The sequence below is a fragment of the Synergistaceae bacterium genome, assembly GCA_031267575.1.
In the GTDB taxonomy this organism is placed as follows: Bacteria; Synergistota; Synergistia; order Synergistales; family Aminobacteriaceae; genus JAIRYN01.
Genome location: JAIRYN010000027.1, coordinates 24,512 through 35,163 on the forward strand (window position 1 = coordinate 24,512; position 10,652 = coordinate 35,163).

Annotated in this window: 8 protein-coding genes and 1 pseudogene; 1 reads left to right on the forward strand and 8 read right to left on the reverse strand. The window is 49.8% G+C overall.

The features are described from left to right. Window positions 1-10 precede the first annotated feature (10 nt). The 3 genes and pseudogenes from LBJ36_03775 to LBJ36_03785 all read right to left on the reverse strand — a co-directional run bounded on the left by LBJ36_03775 (window position 11) and on the right by LBJ36_03785 (window position 1,730). Window positions 11-481, reverse strand: a complete 471-nt coding sequence (locus LBJ36_03775) for a helix-turn-helix domain-containing protein (protein ID MDR1378149.1) — start codon at window positions 479-481, stop codon at window positions 11-13. Then, window positions 459-1,013 (reverse strand): annotated as a pseudogene (locus LBJ36_03780) (IS607 family transposase). The gene LBJ36_03775 and the pseudogene LBJ36_03780 overlap by 23 nt, the downstream one beginning before the upstream one ends. 123 nt (window positions 1,014-1,136) lie before the next feature. Next, entirely contained in the window at window positions 1,137-1,730 is a 594-nt protein-coding gene (locus LBJ36_03785) for a hypothetical protein (protein ID MDR1378150.1), read from the reverse strand. A 302-nt stretch (window positions 1,731-2,032) separates the two neighbouring features. On the opposite strand from LBJ36_03785, the gene fliD reads away from it, so the two are divergent. After that, on the forward strand, window positions 2,033-4,981 hold the full coding sequence (gene fliD / locus LBJ36_03790) for a flagellar filament capping protein FliD (GenBank protein ID MDR1378151.1): 2,949 nt from the start codon (window positions 2,033-2,035) through the stop codon (window positions 4,979-4,981). A gap of 271 nt (window positions 4,982-5,252) precedes the next feature. Here the strand turns inward: fliD and LBJ36_03795 are convergent, their stop codons facing one another. The 5 genes from LBJ36_03795 to LBJ36_03815 form a co-directional block, all read right to left on the reverse strand. Then, window positions 5,253-5,705: a hypothetical protein gene (locus tag LBJ36_03795; protein MDR1378152.1), complete on the reverse strand. Its 453-nt coding sequence runs from the start codon at window positions 5,703-5,705 to the stop codon at window positions 5,253-5,255. 30 nt (window positions 5,706-5,735) lie between these two features. Beyond that, window positions 5,736-7,688, reverse strand: coding sequence for a molecular chaperone HtpG (gene htpG / locus LBJ36_03800; GenBank protein ID MDR1378153.1), 1,953 nt, complete (start codon window positions 7,686-7,688; stop codon window positions 5,736-5,738). Window positions 7,689-8,160: 472 nt separating this feature from the next. After that, a complete protein-coding gene (locus tag LBJ36_03805) occupies window positions 8,161-9,021 on the reverse strand; it encodes an amidohydrolase family protein (protein ID MDR1378154.1) in 861 nt (286 codons plus the stop codon). 69 nt (window positions 9,022-9,090) lie between these two features. Further along, window positions 9,091-10,266 (reverse strand): type III PLP-dependent enzyme, encoded by a 1,176-nt coding sequence (locus LBJ36_03810; protein ID MDR1378155.1) that lies wholly within the window; start codon window positions 10,264-10,266, stop codon window positions 9,091-9,093. Window positions 10,267-10,343: 77 nt separating this feature from the next. Beyond that, entirely contained in the window at window positions 10,344-10,523 is a 180-nt protein-coding gene (locus tag LBJ36_03815) for a hypothetical protein (protein ID MDR1378156.1), read from the reverse strand. Window positions 10,524-10,652: the final 129 nt, after the last annotated feature.

A 10,652-nucleotide genomic window follows, 5' to 3' on the forward strand; every position in this document is an offset into this window, starting at 1 on the left:
ACCGATCCTTTCAGCGTACTAATACCCATTGATAACCTACTAGATACGTTTCGCATAGTATCCCTTCGACTATAAAGTCAAAGAAAAAGCTAAATCTCGCGAATCTCATGGAAACTCTTGAAATAAGTTGGTGTGCCTGCTTAAATACCATCTTACAACGCTTGACTGCGTTGCTAACGTCCTTCACTGCTATTATCTTTATTCGATATAGAATTCGATATAGAACTTCTCTTGTCCACTCTAGAAGATTTGGAAGGAGCGGAAGATTTAGAAGGAACCACTTTTTTATTTTCATCTTTATTTTCATCCAGCTTGCTCTTGTTCTCGGGCACTTCAGGTAAACAGTCGTTTGGTTGTAGACATACCTCGCCCCCCCCATCCATTGCCTCAACATCCGCCGTTGCGTCATCATTGGGTAGATTGGGTAGATTGGATAAATTCGAATCTTCCGCGATTTTAGCTTTGTATTTTTTGAGTCCATGAAGACGACAAGAGAAGACATGCAAGATGGTAAGCAAGTCTTTTGTGAGTTCCTCTTCTGGAGAAAGTGAAACCTCGTTGAGAACCACGATTTTTCCACCATTGCGGTTGAGAATAAATTCGATAATCCCCGACCCAAATCTTGCAAGACGGTCTCGGTAAGCAACCACAAGCGTAATAATAGCTCCTGATATGCTTCGTTCCAGTATGGAGAGCAATCCTTTCCGCTTGAAGTTGATTCCAGAACCAATGTCTTTGACGATTTCGGCATTGGGGTACTTGCTTCGCATAAACTCGACTTGCCTTTGCAAGTCGTTTTTTTGCTTTGCGCTTGAAACTCGGCAGTAACAGATTGTGAAGTCTCGATTATTTTCTGTGGGTTTCGGTAGCAGGTACTCGGACACATCAACTCGCCTGTGACCTCCTTTTGTCCGAACACTATAGATCCTGCCTTCATCTGCCCACCTCCTAATAGTTCCAATACTCAACCCTGTTACCTCTGCTGCTTGGTACACCGTATATAGTCTAGCCATAGTGACTAGACTATAGCACGTATCAATATTTTGTCAAGTACTTATTTATAGGAATAAATATTTGACTAAACTCTATATATTGATCGCCCATCTAGGGCGCGACAACTTAAAATACAAAAACATTTATTGAGTGAAGGCCCCGATGTCGTGAAGCCTCTGAAGGTGCACGAAAAATTGCTCAAGTTGAGGGGTCAATTGTCGCTGGATACACAAAGCTATCTCAAAGTACCTCTTTTCCTGATACAGGGTTTCGAGATGACGAATGCTTTCTGAAAGGTTCTTCTGCAATTGGGAAAGTCCCGAATCGGCCGTTTCTTCCTGGACGGACAAAAGCGCGCTGCAATTTTGAAAAATGAGCAGCAACCAGTCCAACCCGTCCGCCGCATAGGGCAATTGTCCTTGACCTATAGCGATTTCGTTTTTCTCAAAATGGACAGCGACTTCCCTCAACCCGTCTATCAACCTGGGGACGTATCGCAGCGCCTCGTCCAGCGAATTTTGGATAAGTTCCCTCACAGGTTGAGAGGTAAAATGCGCTCCCAGTCCTCCCGTGACGTTCAAAAAGGCATCTTCGTCCATAACGACCCCGTCCAACCGAAGCTCCGTAACGACACGGCCGTTCTGAGACATCTCTCCCCTGACAGCGTTTAAAATAGAGGCCGTATCCGCATTATCGAGGAAATCAGTGTATTCCTTTCCGTCTATATAAACTTTCACGAGGACCCCTCCCTCTTGATAACCTCAATCGCCTCTCGTATAAACACATCTATCGCCTTTTTTCACAACGCAACCCATTGCAACTCATTGTAACATAGAAGGTCATGGGAGTAATCAATAGGATAAAAGGCTTCCGTCAACTTACGTTATAAATTCTCCTTGCGCTTGGTGTAGAATGACAACATGAATATTACGAGAATTTCTGTATTGCGCTTATATTTATAACGGATTTTGCCGATACAAAACATAAGTTTTAGTTTAAAATTTTCAATTAATTTTTTTGACTGGAAGGGGACTTTTCGATGCCAGATATGTCTATTACGGGTATCGCGTCGGGTATTGATTGGGATAGCATGGTAGCAAAATTGCTGGAGAAGGCACAAAAACCCGCACTTGTTATGTTGACCAAGCGGGACAACCTGGAGATGAAAAGAGACCTTTTCGAGGAATTTCGCGTTTCTTTGCAGGCATTGCAGAGCAGTTTGTCGCCTTTGAAGCTGGCCGCCACGTTCAAGGCGAGAGATGTCGAGATATCGAGGCTGGATAGCAATATTTCATATAAAGGTGTTTTGAGCGCCACCGCCAACTCGGACGCGGAGATCAGCGTACACGACTTAGAGGTATTGAAGCTAGCTAAGGGTCAGGTGAACCGCTCCAATGCGTTTTCGTCTCCCACGGCTGCATTCGGCAGTTCTTTATTGGGATCGGACAGCACCTATTTCTACGTAAACGCCGGCGGACACAAAGTACGTATTGACGTGAATTCGACGGATTCGCTGGATTCTCTCGCGAAACAAATCAACACGAAACTCAAGACGCAAGTTCCTCCTGTGGACGTGACAGCGGCCGTCGTCGATAACAAGCTCGTCCTAAAAAGCGATAACGTGGGTCTGGGAAAGACGACGCACACAGCAACGATCACACGATCCACCAACTCATACGACTCCGTGCTTTTCAGCACGAACCCCGGCAATACCGACTCCAGCATCGAACCTCCGACCTACTCCCTCGACATGGTACTGGGCGGTGCCATGGTAGTGGGCGGTGGCCTTGGTGAAGGGAGTATCCTCATTAAAGACGAAGATGGCATAACCTACAGGGCGGGCCTGGACTTTGACGTTGTGGGCGGCAACCGTATCCGCTGGCGAAACTTGGACACCGCGTTCCCTACTCCTGGAGAACTTTATCGCGATACATATAGTGCATACGCGGGAGACACGTTCTCGGTGACGGCGACGCGCTCTTCGAACGGTGACGTGGATGTGTGGGCTTTGCCTTTCGAGATGAGTACCAGAGCTGAGATCCAGGTCACATTCGGAGGCAACACTTATTCATCGACAGATCCGAATCCCATTTTTCGAGGCAGTGCCACGGGCGCAATACTATGGTTGAGCGACAATAAACCTGCGGATGGAAACGATTATAAGGTTACCTATATCGCGGCGGGAAGTGAACATATCACTCTCGAGATCATGCGCGGTAATCAGGACGAACTGTCGGAAAACTACGCCGACATCGCGAAGGGAACCGCCACGATCCAGCAACCGGGAAGCCGAGTCTGGAGAGAAGGGCTCGACTTCGAGATCGTGCAGAGCGCCAACGGCAAGGCTGTAGTCCAGTGGTACAACGGAGGAGCTGGAGATGCCCCAGAACCAGCGAGTGTTTACGACATCACTTTGCAAAAAACCGATGGCACGACGACAACCCTCAACGGCGTTACGCGTAACGACAAGGACGTAGTCCGTCTGCCTGGCAACGGTACGTTCGACTCCGTGCCTCATGGAACGCACTCGTCGATAATAGGGCACAATGCCATACCTTTCGATTATAGTACCTCACCGGTCATGAATGCCTGGTCTTTTAATGCCGAACTTGATTCCTCAAAGCAAAATCTCGTGATAACATGGACAGCGCCAGATCCAGCGTCAACGAGCCTCCCCACCCCTGGAATACCTATAAAGTCTCCGGCCTACGGCAAAACGTACACTGTCGAGTACACCTACAACGCCAGCGTCTTCACCCTGAGCGACGACGGTAACGGCGCTCTGGCCGCTCTGGGGTTGGATCAGACGGACGAGGAACACTACACGGCGGCTCAAAACGCCGAGGTGATCCTGAACGGAGAGAAGGTCACCATCTCCTCCAACCGCCTTAGCGCAGCCAACAACAGCGAGCTGATCAAGGGCCTGACCATTGATCTGAAGGGACTAGGGCATGTGTCTCTAGATATCTCTCAGGACGCGGAGCCGGCCGTTACCGCTATACAGCAATTGACCACAGTCTACAACGACATCATGCAATGGATCAACACCCGCATGACGGAACAGGCGGTGGACGACACCAAAAAGGCCACACTGGACAGCGACGACTTCCGCATGAAGTGGGGCCTTCTGAAGGGCAATTCCCTGTTGCGTAACTCGAAAAGTACTTTGCGCAGGCTCACTTCCCAGATCTACTCTACCGCGTTCACTCAGCGAAGCAGCCGCCAAGCGGTTTATGGCACGATGGAAAACAACGGCATCCTGAACGCGGGGTCCTTTACCATTGCCGTGCGTGATCGGGTGGGCACCATAACCGTGAACCCCGGCGATACCCTTGAAACCATCGCGGCGAAAATCAATAGCCCTACGCTCGGTGAGCTGGATAACCCCCTGTTCGTCATTGCCGTCGACTCTAAGGGACAGGAGTACTCTACGCCTCTCGTCACGGCCACGGTAGAGAACAACACTCTGGTCATCAAGGCGGGGACCGATCAGCCGGTCACACTGGGCGGAAGCAACGTTGTGCTGTCGTCTTTAGGATTGAACTACGAGTACAGTTCTCTCTCCCAAATAGGAATCAAGCTCCCTTCACGTGGTACTGTAACGACGGACGCGCTAGCGGGCTCATTAGAGTTCGATACCAGCGCGTTCATGGCCGCGCTGGAGAAGAACCCGGACGATGTGTCGATGTTGGTCACCAACTTCGCGGGACAAATGCAAACCTATATGGACAACATGATCAGGTCCTCCCAGAAAGAGGTCTCCGGTATCGCCATCACTCAAGGTGCTGTGGTGCAGGAAATGAACGCCCTCAAAGCAGAAATGGATAGCATCGACAAATACCTGGCGGATTTCGAAAAGAAACTCCAGACAAAGCAGGAAAATCTTTACAAGCAGTTCTCGGCGGCGGAGGTTGGGCTATCGAAACTGATGCAACAGGCCAGTTGGCTCGCCAATGTCACGTCACAACTGCAACAATCCGCAGGATAATATATAGTATGTTAATAGCCTATAATATATTAGCTATTACAAAGCGCGACAATGTGTTATAGAGTAAACAAAAAGCGATCGTGGAATACGGTCGCTTTTTGTTTACTCTCAATTTACGCATTCTTAGTTTACGCGCTGCGCTGCTCCGATCATTTCAGATTATTTCAGATTATTTCCGACTCATTTCAGATCATTTCCGCATACTAATACCTACTCAATTATAGCTTACCCAGAAACTACATTGACCTTTTATTTTCCTACTGTTATTTTCCTATTCCGACTCGTCGCCTTCGCCAAAACCCAGCATGTCAGAGACATCGAAGACTTCCAATTCTGCTTTGGACCGAATGATCTCTATTTCTCGGCACAACTTCTGCTTAGCTTCGAGGATCGACCTGGCCTGCTCCAGCCTTTTGAATGCCTCGTCCACGAGACCTTTATCGTAGAGCGCCGTAGCGGCGTTGGTGATGAACGCCCCCATGAAAGCCTCGAACTTGCGCGCTTTATCCTCTTCCCGGTCACCGAAATGCTTACGTGTTAGCCGCAAAATATCCCAGGCAAGGGTCTCTTGGCTGATGCGCCCCAATTCGTCCAAAACTCTGTCGAACTCGGATTTCTGAGACGTGGAATCGACATAGCGCTCCGTGGACATCACATCGTACTGTGGAACAAAATCTCCCACTTCGCTTTTTTCGATCTTTTGATCCGTCGCTGCCCGATCCACTGTGATTTTTGCCTCCCTTCGCTCAGACGCTCAAGACTTGCCATCAGAATCACGCCCAATAAGAGCCGCGCCCATAATGTCGGCCAAATAACGCGCGAAACGTCCGGGATCGGCGATAATCCCTCCATCCAAGATCAGAGCCTGGTCGTACAACACCGACACAAAATCCCCTACCCTCTCGTCGCCATTTCCGGCCAACTCCATCAGGCGACGAATCACGGGATGCTCCGGGTTGACCTCCAGAACGCGCTTGCTCGGAGGGGCTTCCTGACCCATAGCGCGCATCAATTGCTCCATCTGGAAGGACATGGCGTTTCCGTCACCCACAAGGCACACCGGAGAGGCGGTCATACGTGCGGACAACCGCACGTCGCTCAGGGCGTCGCCTAGAGACTTCATGATCACTTCTTTCAATGGCGTAAAATCGGACTGGAATCCTTCCATCTTTTTCTCCGCTTCCTTGCGCTCCTCCTCGGTGCTTGCCTGCACCGAGCCAGAACCCACGTCCAAGAATTTCGTTTCCCCGTACACGTGAGTCTGAGACATGATAACCTCATCCACAGGATCTGTGAGCAACAAAACCTCGTAGCCCCTTTCCAGAAACGCCTCCAGTTTCGGCGATCCCTTCAAGGTGGAGACGTCTCGGCCCACGAGGGTATAGATACCTTCCTGACCAGGCTTCATGCGGCTTTTATAGGAATCCAAAGTCGTCCATCCACCGCCATTCGCCTCCACGCCTCCCGCGCAATGGAATAAGGATAACTCCAGGATTGTCTGGGCGTTTTCCTGGTCGTGCACGACGCCTTCTTTAAAGACTTTACCGAAAACCGACCAGAATTTTTCGTATTTTTCACGCTCGTTCTCCAGCATTTTGCGGAAACTCGCGAAGAGCTTGCGCAACGTACTGCGGCGCATAACCCGAACCCGCTGGTCCTCCTGGAGGATCTCTCTCGATATGTTGAGCGGCAGGTCCTCCGAGTCGATAACGCCTTTGATGAAGCGTAGGTACTCTGGAATCAGGTCTTTGCAGTCATTCATGATGAAGACGCGTTTGATGTAAAGGCTGATTCCTCCGCTGTAGGTGTTCATGAAGAGGTCGAAGGGAGCCTGCTGGGGGATGAACAAGAGCCCTCTGAAGTTGACCGAGCCCTCAGCGTTGATGGTGACGCGCGTCAGAGGCTCCTGCCAATCGTGAGAGAGATGGCGGTAGAACTCGCGGTACTCCTCCTCCGTGACTTCTCCCTCAGGTTTACACCAGATTGCCTTCTGGGAGTTGACGACCTCGTCCTCGATGGTTTCCTTCTTATCTTTCCACTTCGCGCAGTTCATCACGATGGGGTAGCTGATGAAGTCGGAGTATTTTCCGATGATGTCGCGGAGCACCCATTCGTCCGTGTAATCTTTCTCGTCTTTTTCCTCCCCCTCCTCTGGCTTTCGGAGGTAGAGCTTTACCGAGGTGCCGCACTCAGGGAGCGCGGCTTCTTCCAGGCTGTAGGACCCATCTCCCGTGGACTCGAACTTCCATGCCTCAGAGGAACCCAGCCGTCGAGAGACAAGTTCCACCTTGTCGGAAACCATGAAGGCGGAGTAAAACCCCACTCCAAACTGTCCAATCAACATCTCCTGAGTGGAAAACGACGCTTTTTTCCCGGAGGCGTCTCGCCCAGCCGCGGCCAGATATTCCTTCGTCCCCGACTTGGCGATAGTGCCGATGTAATTGATGATCTCCTCTCGACTCATCCCCACGCCGTTGTCGAGAATGGTCAGGGTTCGTTTCTCCTTGTCTCGCTCGACGCGGATCTTCGCCTCATACTCCCCATACTCGTCACTGGACAAAACCTCTATCCTGCGCTTATCCAGGGCGTCAGAAGCGTTGGAGATCAACTCCCTCAAAAAGATTTCTTTGTTGGAGTAAACGGAGTGGATCATCATTTTTAGAAGCTCCGCCGCCTCCGATTGGAAGAAATATTTTTCCTGTGCCACCTGCTGTACCGATCCTTTCAGCGTACTAATGCCTACTCATAACTAGTAGATACGTTTCGCATAGTGTTCCTTTGTAGAGACACACGATCTCTACACGCAAACATTCGGATGCCCGGGCCAATAGCCACTGCGCGGCCTTGGTTTTCGGCTACAACATCAGCGGCTATTGGGACGCGTATGAACTTATCAGACTCCAAAATCAATCGTCAATTCCGTCTTCATCGGCCCCCTCCTTACTATCGAAACGCGACTGTCGAAACATACAGCCCTGTTACCTACGCCGCTTGATACTCCGTATATAATTTCACCATAACACATTGTAACATTTTGTAATAGTTCATTCAGACAAAATATTAATGTATTATAGCTTGTCATGTGCAGATACTTACGCATTCTCTTCCTAAACGATTTTTTGCGTGACGTAAAAATAATTATAAGATATATTGATTCTCAATCAAAATTTTCTCCCCAATCAAAATTTTCTCCTCGATTTTAGCTCTTCCAACAACATTAACGCGTTGCCTCGCTTGATCCCTTCGATGGTGTTGTCGGAAAGACCGGACTCCAACAGAGCTTTTTCGTAACGACTGGAATCGAGAATCGGGAAATCTGTCCCCATGAGAAATTTACGCACGACGCCGGAGGCCTCGATCATCTTTAGAATCTTGGGTTCGTAGAGCCACGGCAGGGCCGCCAGATCATAAAAGGCGTTGGAGAGGTAAAGTTTCATCTCCGGCATCTGTTCATAAAGCCACAGGCCGCCCCCGAAATGGGCAAAAATGACCCGAATCTCCGGGTGATGCATACAGAAGGCGGCCGCTTCTTTGGGTCCTACGTTGCCCTTTCCGACATAAGCGTGCCCCACGGGTTCGGCTGTGTGCCAGAGAACGCACAGGTTCGCCTCGCGCAGGACGCCAGCCAATCGCCACGTTTGGGAAATATCGGCGATATCAATTCCCTGCCCTTCAGGAAACAACTCCCCTACTCCAATGAGCCCGGCCTCCGCGCAACGGAGGATTTCCTTGTCGCTCCCCCGGACTAGAGGGGGCGCCAGACACAGACCATCTAGTTTGTCTGGATGTTTTCGCGCGCACTCGATAATGTAGTCGTTGCAGAGCCGGCAAAGCCCTAGGTCCCGAAAGGCGAAGCCTCCCACCACCGCCCGCTCCACCGCATCCCGTTCCATACGAGGCAAAAGGTCGTCGAGGGTTGCCCATTTGTGCACTCCATTATGAACAAGCGCGTCGAAATAAGGCTCTCGCTTCGAGATTTTCTCCGCATCGCGGATGACGTCCGGCGGATATAAATGAATGTGAAAGTCAATGGTCTTCATTTGCGCGAATTTAAGCGAATGAACAACTTTACGTTTGAAAAAATTCTTGACATGTCTGTGCAGAATCTTTCAATCGATCACATAAGACTTCAAAGGAGGAAAGCCGTTGAAAAAAACGGCGCTATAGGTCTGGGTATAAGCGCCCGTCGTCAAAAAGTAGAGTCTATCGCCCTCTTGCAAATTAGACGGAAGGCGACAGGGCATTTTTTCGTAGAGTACGTCCATGCTGTCGCAGGTGGGACCGGCCAACACATAGTCATTGGCTTCCCCCGTCTGTTCCGAGTAGATAGGGTATTTGATGGATTCGTCCAAGGTCTCGATGAGTCCGCCGAATTTGCCGACGTCGAGGTAAAGCCAGGGAATACCGCTCTCGCGTTCTTTGTGGGAAATCATGACGATCTCCGTCACCAAAACGCCGGCGTCCCCCACCATGTAGCGTCCGGGCTCAATGAGAATCTGGGGAAAATCCGAGCTGAAAAATTCGCGCAAATAGTCCGTGATTTCAGCGGCGTAGACGTAGGTCTCCTCCACTGGATGCAGGTAATGGGCAGGAAAACCGCCACCCATGTTGATGAGGTCAAGGGTGACTCCCTTCTCCTTCGCGGCGTCGAAAAGCTCTTTGCAGGTGGCGAGGGCCACCCGCCATTGGGTGACGTCGTGCTGCTGAGAACCCACGTGAAAAGAAATGCCTCTGGGATTGAGCCCCAGCTCTTTCGAGAGCAGAATATTTTGGAAAATCACGTCAGGTTGCGCCCCAAATTTTCGGGACAGAGGCCAGTCCGACCCCAATCCACTGGACAGGATTCTAAAAAAAATGTCGCTGCCTGGGGCGTTTTGCGCTACTTTGCGTACATCGCTTTCCGCGTCTGTGGCGAAAAGGCGTATTCCTTTTTCATAAGCGTACCGAATGTCCCGGTCCTTCTTGATAGTGTTTCCATAACTCATACGGTTCGGAGAAACGCCCAGGCCAAGCATTAAGTTCAGCTCGTGAACAGAGGCAATGTCGAAAGAACTTCCCCGTTCGATCAACAGTCTCAAAACCGCGTCTGAGGGGTTTGCCTTGATGGCGTAGTAAATGTGTGCATAGGGCATCGATTTTTCCAATTCATCGTATTTCCTTGCCACAGTGCTCAATGATGTCATTAGGAATGGCGTCTCTTTGGCCGAGGCAAATTCCTTGAACTTTGCAAAACGTTCTTTCGTCATGTAATTTTCCATGTCAAAAGAATACTCGAATACGTGCACTACGACATGCCCCCTTGCAAATAAATTAGAACCCGCCTTCCAGGCTCCAACGCAGCGTATAGTTTACTCTGGATTTTTCAAATGTCGATGGTAAAAAGCCAAAAATCTGTCGTTGAACGCGCCGCGTAAACTGATCCTGAAAAGACAAAGCGATTATGGTCGATGATCGAAAAAGTATCGGATCCGCGGTAAACACCATTATTTTTTATTTCGTCGCCCACTATTGCCTGGTAATCTCTTTTCTTGTAGACTGACATTTGAAAATATCCACCGCGTTGGAGGTTGGTTATGATAGAAAGCAAAGTTAACAGAGAATACAAGGACAGCGTTTTTAGCAAATTGTGCGAAGACAAAAAAAGATTGATTGAGATTTATAACGCCATAGC